At 68.5% G+C, this 14,127-nt stretch carries 11 protein-coding genes, 1 tRNA gene and 1 other RNA gene; 4 read left to right on the top strand and 9 right to left on the bottom strand.

The window, feature by feature from the left end:
- The 3 genes from EJL01_RS13100 to pta all read right to left on the bottom strand — a co-directional run bounded on the left by EJL01_RS13100 (position 1) and on the right by pta (position 6,389).
- Entirely contained in the window at positions 1-2,991 is a 2,991-nt protein-coding gene (locus tag EJL01_RS13100) for a DNA polymerase III subunit gamma and tau (protein WP_206427687.1), read from the bottom strand.
- Positions 2,992-3,055: 64 nt separating this feature from the next.
- Positions 3,056-4,246 (bottom strand): acetate/propionate family kinase, encoded by a 1,191-nt coding sequence (locus EJL01_RS06780; protein ID WP_125106809.1) that lies wholly within the window; start codon positions 4,244-4,246, stop codon positions 3,056-3,058.
- A 28-nt stretch (positions 4,247-4,274) separates the two neighbouring features.
- On the bottom strand, positions 4,275-6,389 hold the full coding sequence (gene pta, locus EJL01_RS06775; RefSeq protein WP_125106808.1) for a phosphate acetyltransferase: 2,115 nt from the start codon (positions 6,387-6,389) through the stop codon (positions 4,275-4,277).
- 99 nt (positions 6,390-6,488) lie between these two features.
- Here pta and ffs point away from each other — a divergent pair.
- Positions 6,489-6,585, top strand: an RNA gene (gene ffs / locus EJL01_RS06770) — signal recognition particle sRNA small type.
- A gap of 66 nt (positions 6,586-6,651) precedes the next feature.
- The gene (locus tag EJL01_RS06765; RefSeq protein WP_125107441.1) at positions 6,652-7,197 is read left to right on the top strand and encodes a cysteine dioxygenase family protein; all 546 of its coding nucleotides are present in this window, start codon (positions 6,652-6,654) and stop codon (positions 7,195-7,197) included.
- Here the strand turns inward: EJL01_RS06765 and EJL01_RS06760 are convergent.
- Positions 7,194-8,549 carry a Na+/H+ antiporter family protein gene (locus EJL01_RS06760; protein WP_125106807.1) on the bottom strand — a complete coding sequence of 452 codons (1,356 nt, stop codon included), beginning with the start codon at positions 8,547-8,549 and terminating at the stop codon, positions 7,194-7,196. The two genes, EJL01_RS06765 and EJL01_RS06760, sit on opposite strands and share 4 nt — an antisense overlap.
- A gap of 112 nt (positions 8,550-8,661) precedes the next feature.
- On the opposite strand from EJL01_RS06760, the gene EJL01_RS06755 reads away from it, so the two are divergent.
- Positions 8,662-9,582 (top strand): cation diffusion facilitator family transporter, encoded by a 921-nt coding sequence (locus EJL01_RS06755; protein WP_125106806.1) that lies wholly within the window; start codon positions 8,662-8,664, stop codon positions 9,580-9,582.
- Positions 9,583-9,717: 135 nt separating this feature from the next.
- Positions 9,718-10,434, top strand: a complete 717-nt coding sequence (locus EJL01_RS06750; RefSeq protein WP_235988530.1) for a YceI family protein — start codon at positions 9,718-9,720, stop codon at positions 10,432-10,434.
- 128 nt (positions 10,435-10,562) lie between these two features.
- Here EJL01_RS06750 and EJL01_RS06745 read toward each other — a convergent pair.
- The 5 genes from EJL01_RS06745 to EJL01_RS06720 form a co-directional block, all read right to left on the bottom strand.
- Positions 10,563-10,647 (bottom strand) — tRNA-Ser (locus EJL01_RS06745).
- Positions 10,648-10,715: 68 nt separating this feature from the next.
- Positions 10,716-11,522, bottom strand: coding sequence for an LPXTG cell wall anchor domain-containing protein (locus EJL01_RS06740; RefSeq protein ID WP_125106805.1), 807 nt, complete (start codon positions 11,520-11,522; stop codon positions 10,716-10,718).
- Between the two features lie 209 nt (positions 11,523-11,731).
- Positions 11,732-12,844 (bottom strand): hypothetical protein, encoded by a 1,113-nt coding sequence (locus EJL01_RS13095; RefSeq protein WP_206427685.1) that lies wholly within the window; start codon positions 12,842-12,844, stop codon positions 11,732-11,734.
- A gap of 251 nt (positions 12,845-13,095) precedes the next feature.
- Positions 13,096-13,506, bottom strand: coding sequence for a hypothetical protein (locus EJL01_RS06725; protein WP_125106802.1), 411 nt, complete (start codon positions 13,504-13,506; stop codon positions 13,096-13,098).
- A 125-nt stretch (positions 13,507-13,631) separates the two neighbouring features.
- Positions 13,632-14,018, bottom strand: a complete 387-nt coding sequence (locus tag EJL01_RS06720) for a hypothetical protein (protein ID WP_164509740.1) — start codon at positions 14,016-14,018, stop codon at positions 13,632-13,634.
- Positions 14,019-14,127 lie beyond the last annotated feature (109 nt).

Below are 14,127 nucleotides of genomic sequence, written 5' to 3'. Positions count from 1 at the left end.
CTAGTACTCCTCTGGCGGCGCTTCGAAGTCGTCGGGCGCCTCATCGAACGGGCCCGACGGCCCCGGCAGGGCCCGCAACTCTTCGCCGACGAAGCGCGCACCGAGCCGTTCACGAATAACCGACTCACCGTAGCGCTCCTGGCCCGCCGCGAGCGCAGGATGCTTCGGTGCGGCGGGGTCCTCGGGCTCGGGGTCTGGTTCGGGCTCGGCGACGGGCTCGGGTTCGGAGCCGGGCACCTCGACGACGTTCCAGCTCGGCGCCGCGGGCGTCTGCTGGCTCTCGGTAGGCGCGGCACCACTTGTCTCGGCGCTGGCCGTCTCGGCCCGCGGCGCTCGACCTTGGCCGGGTCCGGCCTGCGCGGATCGGCCCTGGCCGGGTCCGGCCTGCGTTGCGCGGCCCTGGCCGGACGCAGCCTGACCAGCCCCGGCGGTTTCGGGTTGCGCCGACGATGCGGGCACCGGGTCGACGGGGTTACGCACCTCGGTGCCGGGCGCCGCGTGCAGCGTCGCCTCGGGCATCGCGACCGGGGTCGCGTCGTGCTCGCGCTCGCTCGCGTCGGTCGCGGCGACCTCTTCGATCGAGTGTCCCTCGCTTGCCACCTCGGGCGGGGAGCTCGCGCGAGCGTTCCCGTCGGATGCCCGCGTCGCTTCGGAGCCCGGGGCATCCGGGGCGTCGTCGGGCGCGGCATCAACCGGGTCGACGGTTTCAGGTGCCACGTCGTTGGCCTGTCCACCGCTGCCGGCCCCACCGGCGTCGTTCCGCTCGGGGCCGGTCGCAAACTCGTCCCAGGCCGAGCCGGGGCCGTCGTCGGCGACGCGCGGCTCACCGGGAATCGGCGCGACGTTCCACGTAGCCGCCCCGCCCGGGTCAGCCACGGGCGCCGGCGTCTGGCGCGGACCGCCTCGGTGGCGCTCCTCGTCGGACGGCGCCGCGGGAGCATCCGTTGCCGGAGCCGCCTGCTCGCGGCCGGGGCTACGCTCGATCTTCGGGGCAATCTTCATGTCGACGCCGAACACCTCGCGCAGCGCGCGCTTGATGTGGTCGCTCGGCGAAGGCTGGCCGTCGCGCGCCTGGCGCGCCTGGTCAAAGACCGCGCGGTTCGGGAACCACAGCGCGAGCACGCCGTCGTCGTAGCCGAGCGGCTGCAGGCCTCGCACGACCGACCAGGCCGACCGCCCGCCGAGCCGGTTCACGGCCTCGAGCACGCTCGGCCATGCGTCCTGCACTTGACTCGCGTCGGGCTGGCCCGAACCAGCTGCGCTCGCGGACGCCGAGCCTGACTCGGCCGATGTCGGTGCGGATGCTGCGGGCTGGTTGGTTCGCCAGGGCTCGGGCGCCGCGGGTCGATCGGCCCGCGCACGCTCGGCGGGTCCGTTTGCCGGCGCCTGTCCGCGCGCTTCGTGCTGCAGCCCCGAGTCACGCGAGGTAGCAGCATCAGGTGCCTGCGCCGCCGCGCGCGATGGCGCCGATTCGCGGGAATGCGCATCGTCTGCCGCCTGCGACGACTGACGTGAGCCGTCAGCATCGGGCGCTCCAGTGGACGCGGAAGCCGGCGCACCGTCGGTCACGCCCGGCGTTGCCCACGCCGCCTTGGCTGCCTCTGCCGCCGACGCCTTCGGCGCCTCCGGCTCGGGGCTGCGCTGGGGAGCCCGCTCCGGCTCGCGCTGCTGCGCGGGCCGCTCGTCCTGCGGCGTCCGCGTCGGTAATGCGGCCTGCCCACGCTCGGGCTCGACCGCGGGCGCACCGCGACCCGGCGCATCCTGCCGCCCGGGCGCACTCTGGCCACGCGCCTCCTGCTGACCACGCGCATCCTGTTGCGGCGCCGCGGCGCGCGAACCGGCCGGCTCGGCGCCCGACGCGGCTGGCGCCTCCGCCTCGGCAAACGCCGCGCGCTGCGCCACGAGCACGCGCGCGATCATCAGCTCGAGCTGCAGTCGCGGCGCGGTCACGCCGGTCATCTCGGACAGCGTCGCGTTCACGGCATCGGCCATGCCCGACAGCGCGCGCGGGTTGAAGCGCGCGGCGTTCGTGTGCATACGCTCGAGCTCGTCCGGCGAGATGCCGCGCAAGACGGCCTCGGCGCCCTGGCCGATCGCCTTCACGACAATGAGGTCGCGCACGCGCTCGAGGAGGTCTTCGACGAAGCGGCGTGGGTCTTGGCCCGACTGAATCACCGAGTCAACCGCGCGGTACGCCGCCGAGGCGTCGCCGTCGGCGAAGGCCGCGATTGACTCGTCGAGCAGGTCTTGCGCCGTGAAGCCGAGCACCTGCGTCGCGAGCTGGTACTGCATGGTCTCGCCCTCGGTACCGGCGATGAGCTGGTCGAGCAGCGACATCGTGTCTCGCGCCGAACCACCGCCGGCGCGGACGACGAGCGGCAGCACGCCCGGCTCGGCCGAGATGCCCTCGGCGGCGCAGATGCGCTCGAGGTATTCGAGCATCGGCGCCGGCGGGATCAGCCGGAACGGGTAGTGGTGCGTGCGCGAACGGATCGTGCCGATGACCTTCTCGGGCTCGGTCGTCGCGAAGATGAAGAGCACGTGCTCCGGCGGCTCCTCGACCACCTTGAGCAGCGCATTGAAGCCCTGCGAGGTGACCATGTGCGCCTCGTCGATGATGAAGATGCGGTAGCGGTCGCGGCTCGGGGCCATGACGGCGCGCTCGCGTAGCTCGCGGGCGTCGTCGACACCACCGTGGCTCGCGGCGTCGATCTCGGCGACGTCAAGCGAGCCGCCGCCCTCGCGGCCGAGCTCAACGCACGAGTCGCACTTGCCGCACGGTTCGGGGGTCGGCCCCTCGGCGCAGTTGAGGCAGCGAGCGAGGATGCGCGCCGACGACGTCTTGCCGCAGCCGCGCGGGCCAGAGAAGAGGTACGCGTGGTTGATGCGGCCCGAACGAATCGCCACCGAGAGTGGGTCGGTCACCTGTTGCTGCCCGATCATTTCGGCGAACGTCTCGGGCCGATATCGGCGATACAGGGCAGCAACCATGCCCTCCATCGTAGAGGTCACCACCGACCCTGGTACCGGGTCATCCACAGGTGCGCCTGTGGCGCTACAGCCCCGTCTGCGCGAGCGTCTGTCGCGCGATCTCGACCTCTTCGTTCGTCGGCACGACGAGCACGATCACGCGGGATGCATCGGTCGAGATCACGCGAATGCCGTCGTTCGGCAGCTGGTTGCGCTCGAGGTCGAGCTCGACGCCGAGCCACTCGAGGCCTTCGAGCGTGCGCCGCCGCACCTCGGCCGAGTTCTCGCCGACACCGGCCGTGAAGACGATCGCGTCACCGCCGCCGAGCGTGACGAGGTACGAGCCGAGATAGTGCCGCAGGCGGTGCACATAGACGTCGAGGCCGAGCTGGGCCACCACATCCCCCGCCGCCGCGCGCCGCGTCACGTCGCGCACGTCGTTCGTGCCGGTGAGTCCGAGCAGGCCCGAGCGTCGGTTGAGCAGGTCGTCGAGCTCGTCGACCGTGTAGCCCGCCTTGCGGTGCAGGTGAAAGAGCACGGCCGGGTCGATGTCGCCGGTGCGCGTACCCATGACCAGGCCCTCGAGCGGCGTCATGCCCATCGAGGTGTCGACCGACTTGCCGCCGTCGACCGCGCAGGCCGAGGCGCCGTTGCCAATGTGCAGCACGGCGGTGCGCAGCGACTCGAGCGGCCGGTCGAGGAACTCGGCGGCCGCCTCCGATACGTACTTGTGGCTCGTGCCGTGCGCGCCGTACTTGCGCACGCGGTTCGCCTCGGCGACCTCGCGGTTGAGCGCGTAGGTGCTCGCGGCGTCGCTCATGGTCGTGTGGAAGGCGGTGTCGAACACCGCGACGTGCGGGATGCTCGGGAACACCCGGCGCGCCCCGCGGATGCCCGCGAGGTTCGCTGGGTTGTGGAGGGGCGCGAGCGGGCTGAGTTCGTCGATGTTGCGCTCGACGTCGTCGTCGATGATGGTCGGGCCGAAGAAGCGGCGCGCGCCCTGCACGACGCGGTGACCGACTGCGGCCGGCCGCGCCGACTCGAGCGTCGGGCCGAGCTCGGCGAAGTTCGCAAGCATCGCCTCGAACGCGTCGTCATGCGAGGCGATGGACGCTTCTCGCTCGCGCTTGCCGTCGGCGTTCGTGTGGCGCACGCTGCCGCTCGGCTCGCCGATGCGCTCGATGAGCCCGGCCGCGAGCGTCGTCTCGGTCGCCATGTCGAGCAGTTGGTACTTCAGCGAGGAGGAACCGGAGTTCACCACGAGCACGATGGTCATGTCTTGCCTTTCGTCGCGGGGCCGCGGCCTACGCGTCTGCCTGCGCCTGGATCGCCGTAATCGCGACGGTGTTCACGATGTCACTCACGAGCGCACCGCGCGAGAGGTCGTTGATCGGCTTGTTGAGCCCCTGCAGCACCGGGCCGATCGCGAGCGCGCCCGCCGAGCGCTGCACCGCCTTGTACGTGTTGTTGCCGGTGTTGAGGTCGGGGAAGATGAACACGGTCGCCCGGCCCGCCACGTCGCTGCCGGGCAGCTTCTTCGAGGCCACCGCCATGTCGGTCGCCGCGTCGTACTGAAGCGGCCCCTCGACGAGCAGCTCGGGCGCGCGCTCGCGAACGAGGCGGGTCGCCTCGCGCACCTTGTCGACGTCGGCGCCGGCGCCCGAGTCGCCCGTCGAGTAGCTCAGCATGGCGACGCGCGGCTCGATGTTGAACTGCTTCGCCGTCTCGGCTGACGAGATCGCGATGTCGGCGAGTTGCTCGGCCGTCGGATCGGGGTTCACGGCGCAGTCGCCGTACACGAGCACGCGGTCGGCGAGCGACATGAGGAACACGCTCGAGACGATCGACACGTTCGGACGGGTCTTCACGATCTCGAACGACGGCTTGATCGTGTGCGCCGTCGTGTGGGCCGCGCCCGAGACCATGCCATCGGCGAGGCCGAGGTGCACCATCATCGTGCCGAAGTACGAGACGTCCTGCACCCGGTCGCGTGCCTGGTCGATCGTGACGCCCTTGTGGGCGCGCAGCCGCGCGTACTCCTCGCTGAAGCGCTCGAGCATGGCCGGGTCCTGCGGTGAGATGATGTGCGCCTCGGCGAGGTCGAGGCCGAGCTCGGATGCGCGGTTGCGGATGCTCGGCTCGTCGCCGAGGATCGTCAGCTCGGCGACCTCGCGCGTGAGCAGCGTCGAGGCAGCCTGAAGGATCCGGTCGTCGTTGCCCTCGGGCAGCACGATGTGCTTGCGTTCGGCGCGGGCGCGCGCGAGCAGGGTGTGCTCGAACATGAGCGGCGTGACCACCTTCGGTTCCGGCACGTCGAGCAGGCCGAGCAGCGCATCCCGGTCGACGTACTCGGCGAAGTCGGCGAGCGCGGTGTCGACCTTGCGGACCATTGAGGCAAGGAAGCGGCCACGAGTGTTCACGATGCGCTGCGCCGTCTCGTAGGTGCCGAGGTTCGTGCGCAGCATCGGCAGCTCGAGGTCGACACCGCGAATGAGCGACTCGACGATCGGCGAGAACTCGAACGGGCCATTGACGACGAGCGCCGCAAGCGAGGGCATCGTGCGCGCTTGCTGGGCGAGCAGCAGCGCGACGATCGTCTCGGTACGGTCCGCGGCAACCACGACGACGCCCGACTCGAAGGTGCGCTCGAGCACGTGCTCCATCGACATGCCGGCCACCGTGATGCCCAGCACCTCGCGGCCCAGCAGCTTTTCGTCGCCCGAGTAGAGCTCGGCGCCAAGCGCGGCGCGCAGCTCGTCGACACTCGGGGCGTTGAGGACCTTATTCTCGGGCAGGCACCAGACCGGCACCTCGGCGGTGGCTGCGACCTCGGCATCCCGCACTGCCGCCTGCACGCCGGTGCGCACCTCGTCGAGGTGACCTTCGCCGACGCGGTTCACCACGACGGCGAGTAGCTGGGCGTGCTCGGCTTCGAGCACCGGCAACGTACTCGCGGCCACCTGCGCGAGTTCGGCGGGCGTGCGGGGGCTGCGGTCGTCCGGGTTGAGCCCCGTCAGCACAAGCAGCACCGGGGCGCCGAGGTTCGCGGCGACGCGGGCGTTGAAGTCGAGCTCGGCCGGGTTCCCGACGTCGGTGAAGTCGCTGCCAAGAATCACGACGACGTCGCAGCGGCTCGCGACCGCGTCGTAGCGTTGGAGGATCTTCGCCAGCGCCGACGTCGCGTCGGCGTGCACCTCGTCGTAGGTCACACCAACCCCGAGCTCGGGAGTGAGGCCGAGGTTCGGGTCGAGGCGCTCGAGCAGATGCTTGAGGATGTCGTCGCGGGTCGCGCTCTGCGTAACGGGGCGGAACAGACCCACGCGGCCACTGTGCTGCGTGAGGGTCTCGAGCACGCCGAGTGCAACGGCCTGCTTGCCGGAAAAACCTTCGGAAGACGTGATGTAAATGCTCGCGGTCACGGTGTCATCGTAACGACGCCCGGCGACCGGCGGCTGGGCTGTTGCGGCGTAGCGGCCCGCCCGACGTGCGCGCCTCCTCGACCGTCAGGTAAACTACAAGTCGGCTCCCCGCGTGGCGCCACCCAGGCCAACTCCCCCAGGTCGGAAACGAAGCAAGGGTAACCAGGCTCTGGCGGGTGCGCGGGGGGTCCTTTACTTTTCCGGTCACGCCAACGGCGTAGGCTCCTGCTCGTGGGCGACGGCCCAGGAAAGAGCAGTGACTATGACGATAGATGCGGCGGCGGATGCGCGCGCAGAGTTGGTCAGTAAGATCCGCGAGATCGTCGCCCGTGACGAAGCGGCCGCCCCGACCTCGCAGGCCGTTGCTGGCGTGCTTGAGCACTACCTCGGCGTGCCCGGCCTCGTGCCCGCGTCGGCCCGCGTATCCAACCCCGAGGCCTACCAGCAGAACCTGCTGCACGTCGAAGACGACGGCAGCTTCTCGATCGTCGCGCTCGTCTGGCTGCCCGGTCAGCGCACGCCGGTGCACGACCACATCTCGTGGTGCGTCGTCGGCGTCTACGAGGGCAATGAGTCAGAACTGCGTTACCGCGTCGTCGATGATGCGGCCGGCGACTACCTCGTCGAGACCGGCACTGGCGTGAACCTGCACGGCAGCGTCGAGGGCTTCGCGCCTCCCGGTGATCTGCACGAGGTGTGGAACTCGGGCGACTCGCTCGCGATCTCGATCCACGTGTACGGCGCCGACATCCGCAAGCTCGGCTCGAGCATCCGCCGCCGCTACGACCTGCCGGTGCGCGCGGCTTAGAGCACCATCGCCGCCACCCAACCGGCCGCGAGCAGCGGCAGGTTGTAGTGCAGGAATGTCGGGATCACCGAGTCGCGAATATGGTCGTGCTGGCCGTCGGCGTTGAGACCGGCGGTCGGGCCGAGCGTTGAGTCGGATGCGGGTGAACCGGCATCGCCGAGCGCGCCGGCCGTGCCGATGATCGACACCGTCGCGAGCGGCGAGAAGCCGAGGGCGAGGCAGAGCGGCACGTAGATGGTGGTGATGACCGGCAGCGTCGAGAACGACGAGCCGATGCCCATCGTGACGACGAGGCCGACGAAGAGCATCGCGAACGCGGCCATCGCTTTGTTGTCGCCGAAGACCTGCTCGACCGCCGTGACCATCGGCGCGACGTCACCCGTCGCATCCATCACCGCGGCGAAGCCTTGTGCGGTGATCATGATGAAGCCGATGAGCGCCATCATGCGCATGCCCTGCGTGAATACGTCGTCGGCCTCACGCCACTTGACGGCGCCGGTGAGCAGGAAGATCGCGAGCCCGAGCAGGGCGCCGACGAGCAGCGCGTCGGCCTGCGCGCCGACCGCGTTCATGATGAGCTGCGTCGCAAAGCAGGCGACGATCGCAAGCAACGAGACGGTCACGCGGTAGGGCGTCGGGTGTGCTTCTTCTTCGACGTTCGCGCCGATGATCGGGAGGTCTTCGTAGTCGCGCGGCTTGCGGTAGCTCACGAACACCGCGACGAGCAGGCCCGCGACCATGCCGAGTGCCGGGATCGCCATCGCGTCCATGACGTTAATGCCCGTGGTGTCGAGGCCCGCCTTGGCAATGTTGCCGAGCAGGATGTCCTCGAGGAAGATCTTGCCGAAGCCGAACGGCAGGTACATGTAGGTCGTCACGAGGCCGAAGGTGAGCACGCAGGCGACGAGGCGTCGATCGATGCGCAGCTTGTTCATGACACTGAGCAGCGGCGGCACGAGCAGCGGAATGAACGCGATGTGCACCGGAATGAGGTTCTGACTCATGACCGACATCGCGAGGATGCCCGTCAGCATGCCGTACTTCGTAATCGTCACGGTGCGGGTCGAGGCGGTCGCGCCCTCACCCTCGAGCCGGCGGATGAGCGCATCCGCCAACAGCCGCGGCAGGCCCGAGTTCGCGACCGCCATCGCGAACGCGCCGAGCAGGGCGTAGCTCAGGGCGATCTTCGCGCCGGCGCCGAGGCCATCTTGAAACGCGAGCATCGTGCCGTCGAGACCGAGCCCACCCACGAGGCCGCCGACGACCGCGCCAATAAAGAGGGAGAGCACGACATGCACCCGCGCGAGCGAGAGCGCGAGCATGACAACGACGGCGATAACGACGGAATTCACCGAGACAGCCTACTGGCCAGCGTTCGCGCGGCAGAATCGGGGTGGCCGAACCACGCGCACCGCGCTACTGTGACATATAAGTAATTCTTTATGTATTTGCGCGGAGGTTGCGGTGCACGATCACGATCACGGCCCGTCGGATGCGGCAGCCCCGGGCCGCTCCCGGCTCGCGATCGCCTTCGGCATCACCGCCACCGTGTTTGTCGCCCAGCTCATCGGCGCAATCTTCACCAACTCGCTCGCGCTACTCGTCGACACGGCGCACATGCTCACGGATGCGGGTGGCCTGCTGCTCGCGCTCGTGGCTGCGAACCTCATGGTCAGGCCCGCGTCGCAGACCCACACGTGGGGCCTGCGGCGGGCCGAGGTGCTCGCGGCGGCCGCGCAGTCGCTCGTGCTGCTCGCCGTCGGCACCTACGCGATCGTCTCGGGCATCGCGCGCCTCTTCGCGCCCGCCGAGGTGCCGAGTGAGGGCCTGCTCGTGTTCGGCATCCTCGGCCTCGTCGGTAATATCGCATCGATCTCCGTTCTCGCGACCTCGCGCAACAACAACCTCAACCTGCGTGCCGCGTTCCTCGAGGTGATCAACGACGCCCTCGGCTCCGTCGCCGTGATCGTCAGCGCGATCGTCATCGCCGCGACCGGCTGGACCACCATCGACACCCTCGCCGGCCTGCTCATCGCCACGCTCATCCTGCCCCGCGCCGTGTCGATTCTGCGCCGCAGCGTGCGCGTGCTCATGGAGGCGGTGCCTGCGGGCCTCGACCTCGACCTGCTGCGGCAGCACCTGCTCAAGAACGACCACGTGCGGCAGGTGCACGACCTGCACGTGACTTCAATCGGCACCGGGCTGCCCGTGCTCACGGCGCACATCGAGGTCGAGCACGAGTGCCTCAACAAGGCGCACACCGAGACCGTGTTGCGCGAGCTGCGGGAGTGCGTGCGCGAGCACTTCGAGGTGCGCATCGAGCACTGCACGTTCCAGCTCGAGCCCGGCGGCTACGGACGCGACGAGTCGCTGCCGCACGCGTAGGCGCAGGAGGCCAGCCCGCATAGGCGACTCATAGCATCCGCATAGCCGCGGCGTTTTTCGCTTGCCTATCTTCGATTGCGACGAGAGAAAAGTCCCCCAACCCCGCGGCCATGAGCCGTGCTGAAGGAGTTCCGCATGGCTGATGCCACCCGCACACCCATGAGTCGAGGCAAGAAGATCACACTCTGGGTCGTGAGCAGTGTCGTTGTCGTACTCGTGGCGGGCGCGCTGCTCGCGCCCACGATGTATCGCGCCGTGTTCGGCGGCAGCAGCGACATCGAGGCGCCGTCGATCTCGCAGACGACTTCGGCCTCGGCCGTGAGCAGATCGAACAACGTTTCGGGCGAATGGAGCGTCGACAGCGGCTACGCCGGCTACCGCGTTGACGAGGTGCTGCAGGGCGATGACGTCACGGTCGTCGGCCGCACCGAGGAGGTGTCGGGGTCGTTCACGATCGACGGCACCACCCTCACCGAGGGCACCGTCGAGGTCGATGTCGCGTCGATCGCCACCGACAATTCGAACCGAGATGATTACTTTGTGAACGACGCGATGGAGGCGAGCACGTACCCCACCGCATCCTTCGAGCTCGCCGAGGCGACCGAGCTGCCCGACGACGTGACGAGCGGCGAGACCGTGTCGGTCGACGTCACCGGAACGCTGACTCTGCACGGCGTCTCGCAGACCGTGACGGCCACGCTCGACGTCGTCGTGGACGGTGACACCGCACAGATCGTCGGCACGGTGCCGCTCACCTTCGCCGACTACGGCGTGGATGCGCCGAGCCTCGGCTTCGTCGAGGTCGAGTCGGAGGGCCAGCTCGAGTTCAGCCTCGACGTCACCCAGTCGTAGCGCTCACAACAAAATCGAGCCGCGACGTCATCTGCGTCACGGCTGGAAGTGTCTCGCGGGCAGGATGCGGGATTTGCAATCTGCATCGCAGATTGATTGAGATGGGCATGCCGTCTCCGGAGCTAATGCGGAGGATGCGGGATTCGAACCCGCGAGGGCTTGCACCCAACACGCTTTCCAAGCGTGCGCCATAGGCCACTAGGCGAATCCTCCAGCTGTGCACGCGAACGTGGCACATCGACCAATCATACAGATGCGCGGGCCGTCCGCGCCACGCAGGGTCAGGCGTTGCGACGTCGCAGCAGGATGGTGCCGATCGCGACGATGATCGCCGCTATCGAGAAGACCGCAACGAGGTTGCCATTAACACCGGTATTCGCGAGGTCGTCGGCCTGCGGTGTCGCCGACGGCGTCGGCGCCGACACATCGACGTCGGATGCTGAGCTCGGCCCGGCGGTCGAGCTCGGCTTCACGGTCGGTCGCGTGCCCCTGTCACCATTCGCGGAGTCCTGGTTGCCTCGGTGGCCCGGCTCGACCGGCACGATGTTGTCGCCGACTTCGCCGCCAGCCTCGGGCGCTCCAGTCGGGGCGCCCGGCTCCTGCCGGATCGGCGCGTCTACCGAAGGCTGCTCTGCCGCGGGCTCCCCCGCTCCAGGATCGGGCGTCGTGCCGCCCGTCTGGACAGGTTGGGTCGGGTCAGGAGTCGGCGTGGGCGTTTCCACCGGCGTCGTCGGCTCTGCGGTTGGTGGCGTGGTGGTCTCGACCGGCGGCGTCTCGCCCGGATCGGGGTCGCTCGTGGGGGTAGCCCCGCCCGTCGGGGAACCGCTCGAGCCAGCGCCGGAATCGCCGGCGCCCGGGGTTGCGCCGGGCTCGGTCGAGACACCGGTGACCGCTGAACCGCTGCTGGGCGACGTCGTCGCACCAGGCTCGTCGGCGACGAGGTTCACGACCGGCTGGGTCTGGTTGATGTCGCTCGTCGGTTCGGCCGCCGAAGCCGGATCGAAGGGCAGGCCGACAACCGCGAAGCTGCCGAACACGCCAGCGACCGCAAGAGCGAGTGCGCCGGTGGCACGCCGTGATGCGGGCATGTCGCTATCCAATCTCATCGATCCAGAAAAGGCAAAGTTATCTAATCGATATATTAGCGGGTTATGAGAGTTTTCACAGTGTTTCGTGCGTCGTAATAAAAATTCTTTGACCCCGCCCCGTCCGGAAACGACGAAGGCGGGATGAAGAGTTCACACTTCATCCCGCCTTCGTCAAGTTTGGGCGTTAGCCGCCCAGACCGCGTGAGCTACTAACTCTGGCGGCGGCGCACGACCATGGTGGTCGCACCGGCGGCGACGAGCACGAGGCCACCGGCAAGCATGCCGAGCAGCGCAGCGTCGTCAGCACCGGTCACGGCGAGCGAGTCGCCGTTGCTACCGCCGTTGTTCGAGGTGTCCTCGCCGTCCGAAGCCGGGATCGACTCCGAGGCGTCGGCAACGACCGAGAACGAGATGGTCTCGGTGACGTCCTCCTGGGTTGCGGTGATGGTGTAGTCACCAATGGGGAGGACCTGGGCCGAGCTAGGCTCGCCGGCGTCGTACTGGCCGTTGCCGTTCGTGTCCTCGTAGGTGGTGTAGGTGACGGTGCCGGCAAACTCGCCGTTCTCGTCGACCGCGATGTCAGACTCAGGGTCGCCGACCGGCGAGATGACGGTGGTCGAACCGTTCGGCTCGGTCACCTCGATAGTGATCTCAACTCCCGGGGCCCAGCCTGCACCTGCGTAGTTGACGCCCGAGAGCGTCTCGCTCTGGGTGTAGGTGTCCTGCTCGATCGCGAGCGCCGGGGCCTCTTCAGCCTCAGCCGAGGCCGGGGTCTCGGTGTCCGTGGACTGCGGGGTCGCGGTCGCGGTCGGCTCGGGAGTCGGCGACGCCGTCGGCGTCTCCGTGGGGGTCGGGGTCGGGGTCGGCGACGCCGTCGGCGTCGGTGCGACATCCCCAGTAGCCTGTGGGCCGACGTCGAAGGTAGTCGTGAGCGCGTCACCGGTCGTCGAGGTCACCGTGAGGGTGTAGTTGCCGTCAGTGAACGCCGGGTCGTCTTCCCAAGTGAGCTCGCCAGCGGCGGTGCCGTCGTCCGCGACCACGTACGAGTTATCAGTCGCCTTCACGTCGGAGGTGCCTTCCGGCGCGACGAGCTCAACCGTGTAGGTGACACCGGGCTCAAGGCCGGTCGCGGCCCAGTTGACGGCCGTGGTGCCAGACTCCAGCGACGACGAGTCGACGACGAGCTGTGCCTCGACAGCCTCGTCGGTCGCGGTCGGCGTGGTGGTCGCTGCGAATGCCGGCGTGGCGACGGCGAACACGCCACCAGCGGTCAGCGCTGCCGCGGCAGCAGTGGCAGCAATGCGCTTCGAGAAAGCGGTCATCGTTGTCTCTTCTCTTTATTGAGGTTGCGGTTGCGTATGCGCAGATTCTCAGGATTCCCCAACCCTGCACCTGTCCAAAGTTTCACAGCCGGCACTCAGATGCAACAGATTCGTAACGTAATTGTTTCCACATGCACCCACGGAATGACTTCCATTATGCGTATGCATCGGCTAAGCGACAGTCGACGCGAAAGTGGCCGGGGCGAATGCCCTGGCCACTTTCGCGTCGATCGGTTCTACGTACTTACGACTCAGTCGATCGCGAGCGTGTCTTCGAACTGACCACCGGCCATGGGCTCAATTGGGCTCAGCGTGACGGTCGATCCGTTGGGCAGCGTCACCATCCCGTCGATCATGCCTGCATCCAACCAACCGTCGCCACCGTACGAGACGCCGCTGACGCTCTCGCTCTGCGACACCGTCGCGTCCGGCACCCAAACGCTGGGGTCAAACGGTGTCGTCGGCCCTGCATCAGTGACGACGAAGGTGGCCGTGGCTGCCCCGACGGGGTCGCCCGCCGCATCCTCGACGCGCAGTTCAAGCGTGTATTCACCTGTGGGAGCTGCGACGCCCGTCGCCACCTCGACAAAGAACGGCTTGCCGTCGGTAAGGAGCTCCTGGAAACCGATCACGCCACTCGCGTGGCCGTCGGCATCGGGCACGTTTCCATGACGTCGCTGCCGCCCACGCTGGTCCCATCGACGTAGAGGTAGTACGAGTCACCCTCGCTCAAACCGCTCGCCGACCACGTGATGCCGCTCGCCGATTGCTCGGGCGTGTAGGTGGCCTAGCCAAGCATGAGGGCGAGGTCGGATGCGTCCTCGGTCGGGCCCTCAGTCGAGGTCGGCGGCGTGGTCGCGTCGGGCTCGCCCGGCTCGTCGGTGGGTTCGGTGGTCTCGGCCGGCTCCGTCGTTTCCTCGGCTGGCGGGGTCGACTCGACCGGCGCATCCGCAGGCTCGGTCGTAGCCTCGGCCTCAGTCGTTTCGGGCGCCACCGGTTCAGACTCGAGCGGCCCGGCGGTGGCCTCGTCGTCGGTATCGCTGAGCGGTTCGGCGTGCCGGTGCAGCACGCTGGTATCGAGTGGAGCCGCCACAGCCGGCGTCGCCACCACGAAGAGGCCTCCCAGACCTATCGCGACGGCACCTACGAACGCGCTGATTCGCTTTGCGAGCATGCGCATCGTTGCTTCTTTCGTGAGAATCCGTGCTTGACGCGCAGAATTCTCAGGATCCCCCAACCCTGCACACACCTACCTTCCGCCTGGCATCCGGCCGGCGACAAGA

Source organism: Gulosibacter massiliensis (assembly GCF_900626105.1).
GTDB classification, from domain to species: domain Bacteria; phylum Actinomycetota; class Actinomycetes; order Actinomycetales; family Microbacteriaceae; genus Gulosibacter; species Gulosibacter sediminis.
This window is presented reverse-complemented; position numbering and strand designations above follow the sequence as displayed.

What these genes read in the sequence shown, in the direction of transcription:
- EJL01_RS13100 (WP_206427687.1), bottom strand. Translation starts at nt 2,991, where the DNA reads ATGGTTGCTGCCCTGTATCGCCGATATCGGCCCGAGACGTTCGCCGAA.
- EJL01_RS06780 (WP_125106809.1), bottom strand. Translation starts at nt 4,246, where the DNA reads ATGACCATCGTGCTCGTGGTGAACTCCGGTTCCTCCTCGCTGAAGTAC.
- EJL01_RS06765 (WP_125107441.1), top strand. Translation starts at nt 6,652, where the DNA reads ATGACGATAGATGCGGCGGCGGATGCGCGCGCAGAGTTGGTCAGTAAG.
- EJL01_RS06750 (WP_235988530.1), top strand. Translation starts at nt 9,718, where the DNA reads ATGGCTGATGCCACCCGCACACCCATGAGTCGAGGCAAGAAGATCACA.
- EJL01_RS06740 (WP_125106805.1), bottom strand. Translation starts at nt 11,522, where the DNA reads ATGCCCGCATCACGGCGTGCCACCGGCGCACTCGCTCTTGCGGTCGCT.
- EJL01_RS13095 (WP_206427685.1), bottom strand. Translation starts at nt 12,844, where the DNA reads ATGACCGCTTTCTCGAAGCGCATTGCTGCCACTGCTGCCGCGGCAGCG.
- EJL01_RS06720 (WP_164509740.1), bottom strand. Translation starts at nt 14,018, where the DNA reads ATGCTCGCAAAGCGAATCAGCGCGTTCGTAGGTGCCGTCGCGATAGGT.